Origin of the sequence: Streptosporangium sp. NPDC049046 (assembly GCF_040649155.1) — a bacterium.
Taxonomy (GTDB): Bacteria; Actinomycetota; Actinomycetes; order Streptosporangiales; family Streptosporangiaceae; genus Streptosporangium.
Genome location: NZ_JBEZEZ010000001.1, coordinates 159899 through 175278 on the forward strand (window position 1 = coordinate 159899; position 15380 = coordinate 175278).

General features: G+C 70.5%; 9 protein-coding genes. 1 reads left to right on the top strand and 8 read right to left on the bottom strand.

Features of this window, described 5'->3' with window-relative positions; translation table 11 throughout:
* Positions 1 to 174: 174 nt before the first annotated feature.
* From pyk to gltB, 5 genes are all read right to left on the bottom strand, one after another.
* Entirely contained in the window at positions 175 to 1605 is a 1431-nt protein-coding gene (gene pyk / locus AB0B96_RS00630) for a pyruvate kinase (protein WP_350948176.1), read from the bottom strand.
* Positions 1606 to 1943: 338 nt separating this feature from the next.
* Entirely contained in the window at positions 1944 to 2363 is a 420-nt protein-coding gene (locus tag AB0B96_RS00635; protein WP_350948175.1) for a hypothetical protein, read from the bottom strand.
* 287 nt (positions 2364 to 2650) lie between these two features.
* Complete coding sequence (locus AB0B96_RS00640) at positions 2651 to 4456, bottom strand: S8 family serine peptidase (protein ID WP_362895288.1); 1806 nt, start codon at positions 4454 to 4456, stop codon at positions 2651 to 2653.
* Between the two features lie 274 nt (positions 4457 to 4730).
* Positions 4731 to 6209 (bottom strand): glutamate synthase subunit beta, encoded by a 1479-nt coding sequence (locus tag AB0B96_RS00645; RefSeq protein WP_362895290.1) that lies wholly within the window; start codon positions 6207 to 6209, stop codon positions 4731 to 4733.
* Positions 6210 to 6288: 79 nt separating this feature from the next.
* Positions 6289 to 10794 (bottom strand): glutamate synthase large subunit, encoded by a 4506-nt coding sequence (gltB, locus tag AB0B96_RS00650; RefSeq protein ID WP_362895292.1) that lies wholly within the window; start codon positions 10792 to 10794, stop codon positions 6289 to 6291.
* Positions 10795 to 10993: 199 nt separating this feature from the next.
* Here gltB and AB0B96_RS00655 point away from each other — a divergent pair, with 199 nt between their 5' ends.
* Positions 10994 to 12991 (top strand): bis-aminopropyl spermidine synthase family protein, encoded by a 1998-nt coding sequence (locus tag AB0B96_RS00655; protein ID WP_362895294.1) that lies wholly within the window; start codon positions 10994 to 10996, stop codon positions 12989 to 12991.
* Here AB0B96_RS00655 and AB0B96_RS00660 read toward each other — a convergent pair.
* The 3 genes from AB0B96_RS00660 to AB0B96_RS00670 form a co-directional block, all read right to left on the bottom strand.
* Positions 12966 to 13634, bottom strand: a complete 669-nt coding sequence (locus AB0B96_RS00660; protein ID WP_362895296.1) for a hypothetical protein — start codon at positions 13632 to 13634, stop codon at positions 12966 to 12968. The two genes, AB0B96_RS00655 and AB0B96_RS00660, sit on opposite strands and share 26 nt — an antisense overlap.
* A 75-nt stretch (positions 13635 to 13709) precedes the next feature.
* Positions 13710 to 14555 carry a hypothetical protein gene (locus tag AB0B96_RS00665; RefSeq protein WP_362895298.1) on the bottom strand — a complete coding sequence of 282 codons (846 nt, stop codon included), beginning with the start codon at positions 14553 to 14555 and terminating at the stop codon, positions 13710 to 13712.
* Entirely contained in the window at positions 14552 to 15271 is a 720-nt protein-coding gene (locus AB0B96_RS00670) for a VIT1/CCC1 transporter family protein (protein WP_362895300.1), read from the bottom strand. Before AB0B96_RS00670 ends, AB0B96_RS00665 begins: the two co-directional genes overlap by 4 nt.
* Between the last annotated feature and the right edge of the window lie 109 nt (positions 15272 to 15380).

A 15380-nucleotide genomic window follows, 5' to 3' on the forward strand; every position in this document is an offset into this window, starting at 1 on the left:
ACCGGGCAGCCCCTTTTCGGGCATGCCGTGCACCGATCTTCTGACACCTATTCGGACACGACAAGAGCGTATTTTTCGGCTTTTTTGGATCGCCGAACGCGTGGAAGACCCCGGAAACGCGTACGGCCACCGCCGAAGCGGTGGCCGTACGCGTTTTCGCGGATCGGGTGAGGATCAGGCGGGGTTGGAGACCGCCGCCCCGATGGTGTGCACGCGCAGGGCGTTGGTGGAGCCGGCGGTGCCGGGAGGCGAACCGGCGACGATGACGACCTTGTCACCCTTCTCCAGGCGGGAGTTGGCGAGCAGCGAGGCCTCCACCTGACGGACCATGTCGTCGGTGTGGTGGACGAACGGCACCTCGAAGGTCTCCACACCCCAGGTCAGCGCGAGCTGGTTGCGGACGTGGCGGGCGGAGGTGAACGCGAGCAGCGGGATCGGCGAGCGGTAGCGGGCCAGACGGCGGGCCGTCTCACCGGACATGGTGAACGCCACCAGCGCCTTGGCGCCGACGATCGCCCCGACCTCCGCCGCGGCACGGGCGATCGCGCCACCGGTGGTCTCGGGCAGCCGGTCGAGGCTGTGCGTGGCCTGCAGGGAGCTCTTCTCCGCGGTCGTGGCGATGCGGCTCATCGTCTCGACGACCTCGATGGGGTAGTTGCCGACCGAGGTCTCCCCGGAGAGCATGACCGCGTCGGCGCCGTCCATGACGGCGTAGGCGACGTCGGAGGCCTCGGCGCGGGTGGGACGCGGAGAGGTGATCATCGAGTCCAGCATCTGGGTGGCGACGATGACCGGGCGGGCCTTCTCGCGGCAGAGCTCGATGGCGCGCCTCTGGACGATGGGCACCTCCTCCAGCGGCAGCTCGACACCGAGGTCACCGCGGGCGACCATGATGCCGTCGAAGGCCTCGATGATCTCCGGGAGCCGCTCCACGGCCTGCGGCTTCTCGATCTTGGCGAGCAGCGGGAGGCGGATGCCCTCCTGCTCCATGATGTTGCGCACCACGTCGGCGTCGGAGGGACGCCTGACGAAGGAGAGGGCGACCAGGTCGAAGCCGGCGCGCAGCGCCCAGCGCAGGTCGGTCTCGTCCTTGTCGGTCAGGACGGGGGCGCTGACGTTCACGCCGGGGAGGTTGAGGCCCTTGTTGTCGGAGATCATGCCACCGACGACCACGCGGGTCGTGACGCGCTGGCCGTCGACCCGGGTCACCTCCAGCCGGACGCGGCCGTCGTCGACCAGGATGCTGTCGCCGGGGCTGACGTCCTTGGGAAGCCCCAGATAGGACGTGGAGACCTGGTCACGGTCGCCGGGGACCTCCTCGGTGGTGATCGTGAAGACGTCACCGAAGCCGAGACGGACGGGACCTTCCTCGAACTTACCGACCCGGATCTTGGGGCCTTGGAGGTCGGCCAGCAGACCTACGCCACGCCCGAGCTCGGCGGCCGCCTCCCTCAACCTGTCGTAAACCTCCCTGTGCAGCTCGTGGCTGCCGTGGCTGAGGTTGAAACGGGCCACGTCCATCCCGGCCGCGATGAGTTCGCGGAGGCGTTCGGGAGATGAGGTGGCGGGGCCGAGAGTGCAGACGATTTTCGCGCGACGAGTCACGGATCCCACCCTAATTGGTACAGACCACTTGGTCGCGACGTTAGCCGTAGCGCCGATGAAAAATTCGGTGACACAAAGCCACCTAGCATGAACGGCAGGTTACGAATCGTCCCTCGCGCTCACTCCTGAGGTCAGCCGTCCCAGGAGTACGGGGCACCCGCGAGCGTGCCCCGAGCCTGGTCGGTCATCGGGGCACCGGACCGATCACGACTTCCGAGCGGTCACCGCGCCTCCGCGTCGGCCGCCCGGAGTTTCGAGACGGTCACCGCGCCTCCGCCTCGGCAACGGCGGCTTCGGGCCGAGCGCCGGAACCCCGGACCGGCCGGCGGATTCCCGGGTCAGTCGCGGACGATCTCCTCCGCGACCAGCCCGGCGCCGATGCCCAGCAGCCAGACGTCCTTGGCGACGGCGATGCCCTGCTGTGAGGGACGCAGGCTGCCCTCCTCCCGCAGTCCCGGCGTCTTGAGGTAGAGGCCGAGCAGCCCTCCGGCGAAGGCGGTCAGCGCGGCGCCCGCCAGCAGCGGCGGCACCACGGGGACCAGCAGGGCGGTACCGAGGGTGATCTCCGCCGTGGAGAGCAGCCTCGTGAACTTCACCGAGTCCATGTCCTTGAGGAACGGGTAGGTCCCGGAGGCCATCCCGTGTAATCCCTTCGCGCTCTCCTCCCCCGCGGTTCTCTTGGTCAGTCCCGAATTCAGAATGATCAAACCGGCGGCGATCCGGGGCGGAAGCTGGTGCGGACGCGACAGGAACCTCATATGAGTCCTTTCTGCGTGGAGAACCCGCCTTCAGGCGCGAGGAGGAAGCCGATGATCCTCACGGTGACAAGAGCGACGGGATGGAACCGGAGTCGTTCTTCTTCCCCCTTTCGTCCCCTTCACCCGTCTGTTGATCGTCTCTTGGGGAGATCCGGCCTGTGCCCGGGATGACGCTTCCGCCGAGGCCGAACCGCGAGGCGACCGCCCTCACCCCGTCTCGGCCCCTCACCCAGGGGCCGAGACGGGGTGAGGGCGCCTTGGGCGCCCCCGCGCCGTCAGGGAGGCTGTCAGGGAGCGAGCGGCTCGGCCTTGGCGGCGTTCTCGGCGCTGATGAGGCCGCGGCCGTAGAAGCCGTTGCGCTTCTTGGGACCCTCGCACTTGTGGACCTCGTCCACGAACGCGAGGTCGATCTTGTAGGCGTACCCGCGCGGTGAGGGGCAGGCCTTCTTGGTGGCCGTGGAGTACAGCTGGCGCTGGACGTCCGCGGGGGGCATCGTGAGGCCGCCCTTGCCGGGTTTGCCGAACCGGCTGATCAGGATGGCGGCGACACCGGTGGCGTGCGGTGCGGCCATGGAGGTGCCGACGAGGTACTGGTAGTAGGCGCAGGTGCCGCCCTCGCACTCCCGGATGATCGAGTCGGACTTCGGCGTGCCGTCGGCGGTGAGTTGTCCCTTGGCCTTGAGCGCGTTCTCCGGCGCGGCGGCCAGAATGCCCTTGGTGGGGTCGTACGTGCTGCTGCCGTCGAACTCGTCCCCGCCGGGGGCCGCGAGGTCGGCCTGCTCGACGCCGTAGTCGGAGTAGTACGCCTTGCGCCCGGTCGGCCCCACCGAGGTGACCGAGATCACACCCTTGGACTCGGCGGGAACGTTGAGGCAGGAGTTGTCGACCTTGCGGGTGTGCTCGCTGCCCTTGGGATAGTTGGGGCTGCTCTCGTCCTTGCTCGGCTTGCCGAGGTCGGTGGCGCCGTTGCCGATGGCGCTGATGAGGGTGACCCCGCGCTTGCGCGCGTAGTCGAGGGCGCGCTGCATGCCGGTGATGATGCCGCGCTGCTCCAGCTGCTCCGCCTTGGAGTCGGCCGGGTTGGCCTTGCAGTTGAACAGCCACGGGTCGACGTAGAAGCTCATGTTGACCACGTCGATCCCGGCGTCGGCGGCGTAGGTGAGCGCCTCGACGCTGGGCTTGAGGAAGAACAGGCCCGAGTCGCGACCGGCGCGCAGGTTCACCAGGGACACCTGGGGTGCCACCCCGGCGATGCCCAGGCCGTTGATCGGTGAGGCGATGGTGCTGGCCACGTGGGTGCCGTGGCCGTCGTCGTCCCAGTCCACCGGGTCCTTGCAGTCCTTGAACTCGCAGGGGCCGTCGAGGACGTTGCCGTTGGGGTCCTTGGGTCGGTCGGTCACGAAGTTGCGGCTCAGGGCGCGGTTGAAGTTGGGGGCGATGTCGGGGTGCTTGCCGTCGATGCCGGTGTCGATGACGCCGACCAGCACCCGCTTGTCACCGGGTTCGGTGGCGTAGGAGCCCTCCGCGGTGGCGCCGATCATCTTCATGTCCCACTGCCGCCCGGCGAGCGGCTCCGGTGTGTCGGCGGAGCGGCGGGTGCCCGCCTGCCCGAGGGCTTCTGCGGAGGGGAATGCGAGCGGGGTTCCCACGCCGGAGACCGTCCCGGGAGCGGTCCCGGCGCTGGAGGTCCCGGAGGTGGCCCCGGTGCCGGAGATCCCGGCTTCTGAGGCGGACCCGCCCGCGGAGGCCCCGGCCGCGGGTGCGGCGGCGCGGATCGCACTGGCGAAGCCGATCCTGCGGTCGGAGGAGACTCCCTCGACGGCGTCACTGCCGGCCAGGCTCTCCACGAAGCCCGTGCCGGGACCGTCCGCGAGGACGTAACCGATCCTGGTGTCGGTCGACAGGACGGTGCCGCCGCTCGCGTCGATCGCGTCGATCGCCCGGTCGCGGGCGCCGTCCGCGTAGAAGACCAGGTACTCGCGGGTCTGGCCCGCGCCGGTCGTGGCCTCGCCGCCCAGGGCTCCCGCCGTGAGGGTCGCCGCCAGGGCGAGCGCCGTCGCCGCGCCCGTCAGGCTTCTGGTCCCGCGATTCATCGATCCTCCGCACCTGACCCGATCAAGAAATTTATCTTTCAGGCATATGTACGCCAAAGCAATTCGAAACCCCGCTCTGCGCATTTTTCCCTGAAGCAGTCGGTAAGACATCCGGAATGCCGAACTGTCGGGGGGTGCCGAAGACCAACCGTGGCCTGACCAAACCAGCGATGGAGCACATGAACCGGCCCTGACATGCATGAACCGGCCCGGGTACGCATGGATCAACCATGACATACCCAGACCGGTCATGACATGTCAGGCCAGCTTCCACTCAGACCAGCGGCCGCGCCGTCGGCGGGATCGCCACCGGAAGGGCCGTCTGGCCCGTGAGGTAGCGGTCGGCGGCCGAGGCCGCGGAGCGGCCCTCGGCGATCGCCCACACGATCAGCGACTGTCCGCGGCCCATGTCCCCGGCGACGAAGACGCCGTCGACCGAGGACATGTAGCCCTTGTCCCTCGCGACGTTGCCCCTGGCGTCGTAGAACTCGCCACCGGCGACCTCGGCGAGCTCTTCGAGCAGGCCCTTCTTCTCCGGACCCACGAAGCCCATCGACAGCGTGACCAGCTCGGCCGGGATCTCCCGCTCGGAGCCGGGCACCGGCTTGAACCCGGCCGCGGGCCCCTCCACCTCGACCAGGCGCAGCGCCCTGACGTTGCCCTCGGCGTCGCCGACGAACTCGGTGGTGGAGACCGCGTAGACCCGGGCGCCGTCACCGTCGGCCAGCTCCTCGTGGGCGCTCTCCATCTTGAACAGGATGGGGAACGTGGGCCACGGCTGGCTGCCCGGACGGCTCGCCGGAGGCTGGGGCATGATCTCCAGCTGGGTGACCGAGGCGGCCCCCTGCCGGATCGCGGTGCCGATGCAGTCGGCACCGGTGTCGCCGCCGCCGATCACGACGACGTGCTTGCCCTCGGCGCTGATCGGCGAGACCGGGAAGTCGCCCTCCTGAACCTTGTTGGAGGGCGGCAGGTACTCCATCGCCTGGTAGACGCCCTTCAGGTCGCGCCCGGCGACGGGCAGGTCCCGCCACTGGGTCGCGCCACCGGCCAGGACGATCGCGTCGAACTCCTCGCGCAGCTGTGCCGCCGTGATGTCCACGCCGACGTTGACGCCGGTACGGAACTCGGTCCCCTCGGCCCGCATCTGGGCGAGACGGCGGTCGATGTGCCGCTTCTCCATCTTGAACTCGGGGATGCCGTAGCGGAGCAGGCCCCCGATCCGGTCGGCCCGCTCGAACACGACCACGTCGTGCCCGGCCCTGGTGAGCTGCTGGGCTGCGGCCAGGCCCGCGGGGCCCGAGCCGACGACCGCGACGCGCTTGCCGGTCTTGGTGGCGGCGGGCTGGGGGGTGACCCAGCCCTCGTCGAAGGCACGGTCGATGATCTCGACCTCGACCCGCTTGATCGCGACCGGGTCGGAGTTGATGCCGAGCACGCACGCCGCCTCACACGGAGCCGGGCACAGGCGTCCGGTGAACTCGGGGAAGTTGTTCGTGGCGTGCAGGCGCTCGATCGCCTCCTGCCAGTCGTCCCGGTAGACCAGGTCGTTCCACTCGGGGATCAGGTTGCCCAGCGGGCAGCCGTTGTGGCAGAACGGGATGCCGCAGTCCATGCAGCGCGCGGCCTGCCTGGTCAGCGCGGGCTTGGGGAAGTCCTCGTAGACCTCGCGCCAGTCGCGGATGCGCACGTCCACCGGGCGGCGCGCCGGCAGCTCGCGTCCGTGAGCGAGGAAACCCTTGGGGTCAGCCATCGGTCGTACCTCCCTTATCCCTGAAAAGCCTGAAATGACTGGAAAAACCGGACGGCATGAGTGATCGCGAACATCGGCGTCACCCCTGGACCGCGGCGGTCATGACGGCCTCGTCGATGTCGCGGCCCTCCAGCCGGGCGGACTCGGCGGCCAGCAGGACCCGCTTGTAGTCCGTCGGCATGATCTTGCTGAAGCGGGACGGGTCCCAGTCGGCGAGGAGTGCCTTCGCCACCGTGGAGCCCGTCTCGGTGAGGTGGGCCTCGACGATCTCGCGCAGCGCCTCGGAGTCGGCCTCCTCCAGCTCCTCGATCTCGACCATCTCCCGGTTGACCCGTTCGGCGTCGAGGTCGAGCAGGTAAGCGACGCCGCCCGACATGCCCGCCGCGAAGTTGCGGCCGGTCGGGCCGAGGACGACCACCTTGCCGCCGGTCATGTACTCACAGCCGTGGTCGCCGACACCCTCGACCACCGCGGTGGCACCGGAGTTGCGGACACAGAACCGCTCCCCCACGACGCCGCGGATGAAGGCCTCGCCGGAGGTCGCGCCGTACAGGCCGACGTTTCCGGCGATGATGTGCCCGTCGAGCGGGGCCGCGTCGTACGGCTGGACCGAGATCCGGCCGCCGGACAGGCCCTTGCCCACGTAGTCGTTGGCGTCGCCGGTCAGCCTCAGCGTGATGCCCCTGGGCAGGAAGGCGCCGAAGGAGTTGCCCGCGGAGCCGGTGAAACGCACGTCGATGGTGTTGTCGGGCAGGCCCGCTCCGCCGTACCGCTTGGTCACCTCGTGGCCGAGCATGGTGCCGACCGTACGATTGACGTTGCGGATGGGCAGGTCGAGCGTGACCCTGGAACCCCCCTTGAGCGCACCCTCGGCGAGCTGGATCAGCGTGTTGTCCAGCGCCTTGGCGAGCCCGTGGTCCTGCTCCACGGTACGGCGCAGCGAGGCGCCCTCGGGCAGCTCCGGCTGGTGCAGGATCGGCGCCAGGTCCAGTCCTGAGGCCTTCCAGTGGTTCTCGGCCGGGGTGGTGTCCAGCAGCTCGGCGTGGCCGACGGCCTCGTCGATGCTGCGGAAACCCAGCGCGGCGAGATACTCGCGGATCTCCTCGGCGACGAACTCGAAGAAGTTGACCACGAACTCGGGCTTGCCGGTGAACCGCTTGCGCAGCTCGGGGTTCTGGGTGGCCACGCCGACCGGGCAGGTGTCCAGGTGGCAGACGCGCATCATCACGCAGCCGGAGACGACCAGCGGCGCGGTCGCGAAGCCGAACTCCTCGGCGCCGAGCAGCATGGCGATGATCACGTCGCGGCCGGTCTTGAGCTGGCCGTCCACCTGCACGACGATGCGGTCGCGCAGGCCGTTGAGCAGCAGCGTCTGCTGGGTCTCGGCCAGGCCCAGCTCCCAGGGGGAGCCCGCGTGCTTGAGCGAGGTGAGCGGGGAGGCGCCGGTGCCGCCGTCGTGACCGGAGATGAGCACGACGTCCGCGTGGGCCTTGGACACGCCCGCAGCGACCGTTCCGACCCCGACCTCGGCCACGAGCTTGACGTGCACGCGGGCGGCCGGGTTCGCGTTCTTCAGGTCGTGGATGAGCTGGGCGAGGTCCTCGATCGAGTAGATGTCGTGGTGCGGAGGCGGCGAGATGAGACCGACGCCCGGGGTGGAGTGCCGGGTCTTGGCGACCCACGGGTAGACCTTGTGGCCGGGCAGCTGACCGCCCTCACCGGGCTTGGCGCCCTGGGCCATCTTGATCTGCACGTCGTCGGCGTTGACCAGATACTCGGAGGTCACACCGAACCGGCCGGAGGCCACCTGCTTGATGGCCGAACGGCGCACCGGGTCGTGCAGCCGCTCGGGGTCCTCGCCGCCCTCACCGGTGTTGGACTTGCCGCCCAGCCGGTTCATCGCGATGGCGAGCGTCTCGTGCGCCTCCATCGAGATGGAGCCGTACGACATCGCGCCGGTGGAGAACCGCTTGACGATCTCGCTGACCGGCTCGACCTCGTCGATCGGCACCGGCTCGCGGACGCCCTCCCGCAGCTTGAACATGCCGCGCAGCGTCATCAGCTTCTCCGCCTGGGAGTCCACCAGGCCGGTGTACTCCTTGAAGATCTCGTAGCGGCGCGAGCGGGTGGCGTGCTGCAGCTTGAAGACGGTCTCGGGGTTGAACAGGTGCGGCTCGCCCTCGCGACGCCACTGGTACTCACCGCCGACCTCGAGGCGGCGGTGGGCGTTCTCGGCCCTGGGGTAGGCGCGCAGGTGACGCTGCGCGGCCTCCTCGGCCAGGACGTCGAAGCCGACGCCGCCCAGCCGGGACGTGGTCCCGGTGAAGCAGACGTCCACGACCTCCTGGCTCAGCCCGAGCGCCTCGAAGATCTGCGCCCCGGTGTAGGAGGCGACCGTGGAGACCCCCATCTTGGACATGACCTTCAGCACGCCCTTGCCGTACGCCTTGATGAGGTTGCGCACGGCCTTGTGCTTGTCGATCTTCAGGACGCCGGAGTCGACCATGTCCTCGACGGTCTCGATGGCGAGGTACGGGTTGACCGCGCCCGCCCCGTAGCCGACGAGCAGCGCCATGTGGTGCGCCTCGCGCGCCTCGCCGGTCTCGATGACCAGACCGATCTTGGTGCGGGTCTTCTCGGCGATCAGGTGGTGGTGGACGGCACCGGTGAGCAGCAGCGAGGGGATCGGCGCCAGGACGTCGGAGGAGCCGCGGTCGGACAGCACGATGATCCGCGCCCCGCCCTCGATTACCGAGGAGACCTCGGCGCGGATCTCCTCGATGCGGTGCAGCAGCGCCTCGCCGCCACCCGCGACCTCGTACAGGCCCGAGACCACGTGCGGGTGGAAGCCCGGCAGCGCGCCCTCGTCGTTGATGTGGATGATCTTCGCGAGCTCGTCGTTGTCGAGCACCGGGTACGGCAGCACGAGCTGGCGACAGGAGGCGGGACCCGGGGCGAGCAGGTTGCCCTCGGGGCCGATGGTGCTGGCCAGGGAGGTGACGAGCTCCTCGCGGATCGCGTCCAGCGGCGGGTTGGTGACCTGCGCGAACAGCTGGCTGAAGTAGTCGAACAGCAGCCGGGGCTTCTCGCTGAGCACGGCGACCGGGGTGTCGGTGCCCATCGAGCCGATCGGCTCGATGCCCGTCCTCGCCATCGGCCCCAGGATGATCCGCAGCTCCTCCTCGGTGTAGCCGAAGGTCTGCTGCCGCTTGATCAGCGTCTCGTGCGACAGACCCTCGGGCGAGCGGGCGGGCAGCTCCTCGAAGCGGACCAGACCGGCGTGCAGCCAGTCGGCGTAAGGCAGCTCCGCCGCCAGCTCGGCCTTGATCTCGTCGTCTTCGATGATCTTGCCGAGCGCGGTGTCGACCAGGAACATCTTGCCGGGCTGCAGGCGGCCCTTGCGGACCACGTCCTCGGGGGCGATGTCCAGCACGCCCGCCTCGGAGGCGAGCACGACCAGGCCGTCCGCGGTGACCCAGAACCGTCCGGGGCGCAGGCCGTTGCGGTCGAGTACCGCGCCGACCAGGGTTCCGTCGGAGAAGGTGATCGAGGCCGGGCCGTCCCAGGCCTCCATCATCGTGGAGTGGAACTCGTAGAACGCCCGCCGCGCGGGGTCCATCTCGGTGTGGCTCTCCCACGCCTCGGGGATCATCATCAGCACCGCGTGCGGCAGGCTGCGTCCCGCGAGGTGGATGAGCTCCAGCGTCTCGTCGAAGGAGGCGGTGTCGGAACCGGCCGGGTCGCAGATCGGGAAGAGCCGCGACAGGTCGCCCGGCAGGTTCGCCGTCTCCAGCATGGCCTCGCGGGCGCGCATCCAGTTGCGGTTGCCCTTGACCGTGTTGATCTCACCGTTGTGGGCGACGTAGCGGTACGGGTGCGCGAGCGGCCAGGAGGGGAAGGTGTTGGTGGAGAAACGCGAGTGGACCAGCGCGATCGCGGTCTCGTAGCGCTCGTCGCTCAGGTCGGGGAAGAACTGCTCGACCTGCAGCGGGGTGAGCATGCCCTTGTAGACGATCGTCCGGGAGCTCAGCGAGGGGAAGTAGACCTTCGCCTCGTGCTCGGCCCGCTTGCGCAGGCAGAAGGCGAGCCGGTCCAGCTCAAGACCGCTCTCACCGTCGGGGGACGCCACGAACAGCTGGCCGAAGAACGGCATCACCGCGCGGGCGCTCGGCCCGGGAAGGTCGGGGGTGGTGGGAACGTCGCGCCAGCCGAGGACCGTGAGGCCCTCCTCCGCGGCGATCTCCTCGATCAGCCGCACGGCGGCCTCACGGGCCCGCTCCTCGGCGGGCAGGAAGGCCATACCGGCGGCGTAGGAGCCGGCCGTGGGCAGGGGGAAGTTCGCCACCACGCGGAAGAAGACGTCGGGGATCTGCGTCAGGATCCCGGCCCCGTCGCCGGTGTCCGGTTCGCTACCCTGGGCCCCCCGGTGATCAAGGTTGCACAGCGCGGTCAAGGCCTTCGCGACGATGCCGTGGCTACGGCGACCGGCAACGTCCGCGACCATGGCGACACCACAGGCGTCGTGCTCGTGCGAGGGGTGGTACAGGCCCTGAGGCTCGGGAAAGCCGAGGTGGGCAGCAGGCATTGAATCCCTCCCGTCGTCTTGCTTCTCTCGAACAAGCAAGGGACGACGTTGGCCCTGCTGCGTGGTGGGTAGAGATTACCGTACCCTGCCGGATACCTGCCTACCCGGTGAGATCCCGCCGAATTAGTGCAGGTTCGCCCGGTTCATTAAACACACCGCGATGGCACAACATTCCAGGTCCTGGCCCTAGGGTGGCCCAATGGAACCGACCGATCCCACCGGCCTGGGCGCCTCCACCGGTCTGACAGGCAGCGGCACTTCAGATGTCTCCGGCGTTTCCGGCCCCCCCGGCGCCTCCGCCGGGACCGGCGACCGAACGGTGGCCGGGACGGGAGCCGGAACCGAGAGCGGGGCCGGGCGTGGGTCCCGGACGGGAGCCGGGGCCGGAACCGGGGCCGGGCGTGGAGCCGGCACCGAAGGAGAGGCCGAGGACGAGAACGGCGGTGGAGTCGAGGCTTTCGTCGCACGGGCGGGTGTCGACGGCAGGCGGCTGAGGAACGCGCTGACCGCCCTGGGCGGCGGTCGCTGGTGGACACTCGCCGATCTGGTCAGGGAGACCGCGACCTCGCGGCGGACCATCGAGGCGCTGCTGCGCGAGGTGGACGGCGAACTGGAGCGATCGGGCGACCGCTTCAGGCTCCCGGCCCCTCCCGCCTGGTCGGCCCCGGCACGGGAGGAGGGCGCCCCCTCACCGGACGGACCGCGGGCGAGCGGCCCCACCCGGGCCGGATCAGAAGCGGACGGCCCCGCACCGACCGGATCGCGCGTAAGCAACGTCACACCGGCCGCACCACGAGCGGTCGGTACCGCACCGGCCGGGCCGCGAGCGAGCACCCTCGCACCGGCGGACCCGGTCGCCCACCTGCTCCCCGACCGCGCCGACCTGGTCGCGCGCATGGACGAGTTGATCGCCAAGGCTCCCCGGGGCCGCCACACGCTGGACCACGTCGCCGCGACCGGCGAGACCGTGGTCAGGCGGGCGCTGCTGCTGGACGCCCGCTTCTGGCTGGACGGCGCCCGGCTGCTGTGCGTGGGCGACCACGATCTGACCTCGCTGGCCACGGCGATGCTGCACCCGGGCGTCGAGGTGACCGTCGTCGACGTCGACGAGCGCATCCTCGCCTACATCGCCGGTGAGGCCGACCGGCTTGGTCTGGCCGTACGGACCCGCTGGGCCGACCTGCGCCTGGGGCTGCCCGCCTCCGCGCGGTCCTGGGCCGACCTGGCGATCACCGACCCTCCCTACACCCCCGAGGGCGTCGGGCTGTTCGTCGCCCGTTGCGCGGAAGGGCTGCGCGACCGCGAGCAGGGCCGGATCATGCTGGCGTACGGCGCCAGCGAGCGCACCCCCGCGCTCGCCCTCAAGGTTCAGCAGGCCCTGTCGCAGCTCAACCTCGTCAACGAAGCGATCTACCCCGACTTCAACCGCTACTTCGGCGCCGAGGCCATCGGTTCGGCCGCCGACCTGTACGTCCTGCGCCCCACCACGAAGACCTGGCCCGCCGCGGCCGCCCGCACCGAGACGTCCGGCACCGCCATCTACACGCAGGGGCCCCAGTCGGTGGAGTCGGCGAGCTCCCCCGCCGCCTCGGCCGCCGGTTTCGGTGAGGGGTTCGTCCCGGAGGTGCTGGTGGGCGAGTGGCCCCGCGACGTGCTGCCCAAGGCCCCCAGGGCGCGCCTGACGACCTGGCTGGCCAAGCCCTACGCCAGCGACCCGGCCAGGGTGGCGATCTCCGTACCCGCCGGTCTGGAGGCCGCGCTGCCCCGGCTGCTGCTGGCCACCCGCGCCAGGGAGGTCCGGGTCACCCTGGCGACGGCCCCGAAGGATCTCCCCCACGACCTTCTCGCCCCCGTCTACGACCTCACCGCCGAGGGAGCGTCCGTGCGCGCCGTACGGGTGGCACCGCCCGCCGGAGACAGCAAGAGCGCCACAAACGCGAACGACGCGCACGCGAACGACACGGCCCGGATTCTGCGCCGCGTCCTGGACAACGCGCACGGCAGGCTCGCCAACACCTGGCGCGAGGCCCTGATCAAGGTCAGGGGCGACCTGACGAAGAGGCAGGCGAGGGCGATCGTCGCCGCCGTGGCCCCGTGGGCGGGCGACGTCACCGTCCTCGAACTGCCCGCCCACCGGCTGCTGGAGCTCAGGGCCGCGGTGGAGAGCTCCCTCAGCGCACCAGCCGACGCTGGATGACCAGGCCGAGGCCGTCCATCGCGACCTGCGGATAGGTGAGATCCACCCTGCCCTCGCCGCCCTCGCCGCCCTCCCCCGCGCCTGCCCGGGCGGTGCTCCCGCCGGCGACGGGGGCGACCCAGCTCACCGTGACGTAGTGCCCGAGGCCGCGGACCTGGGCCCAGCTGCGCGAGCCGTCGAAACCGTCGGGCGTGTCGGGAGCGGGCCTGACGAAGCCGTCGCCGCCGTCGCCCTTGAGCGCCGCCACGAGCCTGTCGGCGGCGGCGGAGTCGGCGAGGTTGAAAATCAGGAACTGGCCGGAGACCGCGCCGTCCTCGGTCTCGTAGCGGGCGCGCAGCACCTGCGTGCACCCGCCGAGCGCGTCCTGCGCGCTCCCCCAGACCGCCTCCGCGCAGTCGGCGAGGGTCTCGGTGGCCTTGAGGGCGAGCTTGGTCGTGCCCGCCGACACCGAGGGGGCGGGGAACATCTCGGCGACGGTGAGCGGCTGGGGGTCGAGGTCGCGGGTCGCGATGGGCGCGTAGTGGGCCGTACCCGGCTCCGCGCGCAGGACGGCGGCGCGCGGGGCGGGCTCGTCGCCCAGCCACAGGAAGGCCCCCACCCCGGCGACCCCGGCCAGCACGACGATGATGATCCACTTGCGCATGAGGAAAAAGCTTACTTCGACATCCTCCCCGCCCTCGAAGAACCCGGATTCCCGCCCGAAAAACGAACCCGGAAACTACTTGCTCGGGGCGGGCGCCGGGGAGACGGCGACGATGCGGCGGAAGATCGCCTTTTCCGTGGCGCGGACCGCGAGGGAGAGCGAGACGAAGTCGTCCCTCGCGCCGGGCTCCGCTCCGTCAGCCCTGCCGATCCAGACCAGGCCCGCGTAGTGCCCCATCGCGTGGCCGCTCGCCTCGGTGTGGCCGTCGGCGGGAAAGGCGGCCCTGGGCGCCTGGACCGGCCGGACCCAGCCGCCCCGGTGCAGGGTGGTCAGCGTGTTCACCAAGGTGTCGGAGGAGGCGGTGTCGCGGAGGTTGAACAGGGTGTACTGGGCGACGTAGCGGTTGTCGGCGCTGGTGTACAGGCCCCTGGCCACCTGGGTGCATCCGCCCTGGGCGAGCAGGTCGGTGAGCTCCTGGCCCCAGACCGCCGCCGCGCAGGCGCTCTCCAGCCGAGGGCTGCCCGCCAGCCTCAGCGTGGTCCTGCCCTCGCTGAGGGTCTTGGGGAAGAGGTCCTTGGCCGTGAGCGGTTTGGGGTCCGCCTTGCTCTCCGCGATCGGCGCGAACACTTTGGAGGAGGGCCATCCCCTGTAGACGTCGGGGCGGGGTTCGGTCCCGATGACCGAGGCGGTGGCCCGTTCGGGCTCGAAGTCGTTGCCGATCGCGGAGATCGCGAGGGTGAGGACGACCGCGGCGACCAGCACGCCCGCGATGGATCCGAACACCACCAGCAACCGCTGCTGGGTCGGGGTCAGCCCCCACTCCTCCAGCTGGGGGATGCTCCAGGTCTGCGCCTTGCTGGGAGTGCGGCGGCGCTTGCGCCCTCCCGGGGCGGGGGGCGGGGGCGAGGTCGGGGCGGTCACAGTCCGGTTCCTCCCAGGAGGGTGCCCAGGGCGAAGGTCAGGCCGGCGGCGACCGCGCCGACGAAGAGCTGGCGCAGCCCGCTGTACCACCAGCTGCGCGCGGTGACCTGGGAGACCAGCGCGCCCGCGCCGAACAGTGCCAGGCAGGAGACCACCGCCGACGTCACCAGGCTGGTGACGCCGAGCAGGTACGGCAGAAGGGGCAGGAGCGCCCCCACCGCGAACGACAGGAACGAGGAGAGCGCGGCGATCCTGGGCGAGGGAAGGTCGTGGACGGTGACGCCCAGTTCGGCCTCGGTGTGCACCTCGAGCGCCCTTTCCGGGTCCGCCGAGATCTGCCGCGCCACCTCTGCGGCCACGGCGGGATCGACGCCCCGCTCCTCGTAGAGCTTGGCGAGCTCCTCCAGCTCGGCCTCGGGGTTACGTTCGAGCTCTCGTCGCTCGACGGCGATCTCGGCCAGGGCGAGCTCGCGCTGGCTCGCCACCGAGACGTACTCGCCACCGGCCATGGAGAACGCGCCGGCGGCCAGCCCCGCGATGCCCGCCAGCAGGATGACCTTGGTTCCCGCGGCGCCACCGGCGACACCGGCGATCAGCGCGAAGTTGGAGACGAGGCCGTCCATCGCGCCGAACACCGACGGCCTCAGCCAGCCGCCGTTGACGTCGCGATGCCGGTGGTGCATCTCGGCACGCCTCCCCGAGGCGTCCGGACTCATCGCGATCCCCCGGGCGGCGGTCCCCAGGGCCCGGCACCGAAGGGAGGGCGCGGGCCACCGGTCTCGGCCCCGGAATCAGAACGCGCCGGTGCGCCGGACGATCCGGCAG

Coding starts and splice junctions, on each gene's coding strand:
- AB0B96_RS00640 (WP_362895288.1), bottom strand. CDS start 4,456: ATGAATCGCGGGACCAGAAGCCTGACGGGCGCGGCGACGGCGCTCGCC.
- AB0B96_RS00645 (WP_362895290.1), bottom strand. CDS start 6,209: ATGGCTGACCCCAAGGGTTTCCTCGCTCACGGACGCGAGCTGCCGGCG.
- gltB (WP_362895292.1), bottom strand. CDS start 10,794: ATGCCTGCTGCCCACCTCGGCTTTCCCGAGCCTCAGGGCCTGTACCAC.
- AB0B96_RS00635 (WP_350948175.1), bottom strand. CDS start 2,363: ATGAGGTTCCTGTCGCGTCCGCACCAGCTTCCGCCCCGGATCGCCGCC.
- AB0B96_RS00655 (WP_362895294.1), top strand. CDS start 10,994: ATGGAACCGACCGATCCCACCGGCCTGGGCGCCTCCACCGGTCTGACA.
- AB0B96_RS00670 (WP_362895300.1), bottom strand. CDS start 15,271: ATGAGTCCGGACGCCTCGGGGAGGCGTGCCGAGATGCACCACCGGCAT.
- AB0B96_RS00660 (WP_362895296.1), bottom strand. CDS start 13,634: ATGCGCAAGTGGATCATCATCGTCGTGCTGGCCGGGGTCGCCGGGGTG.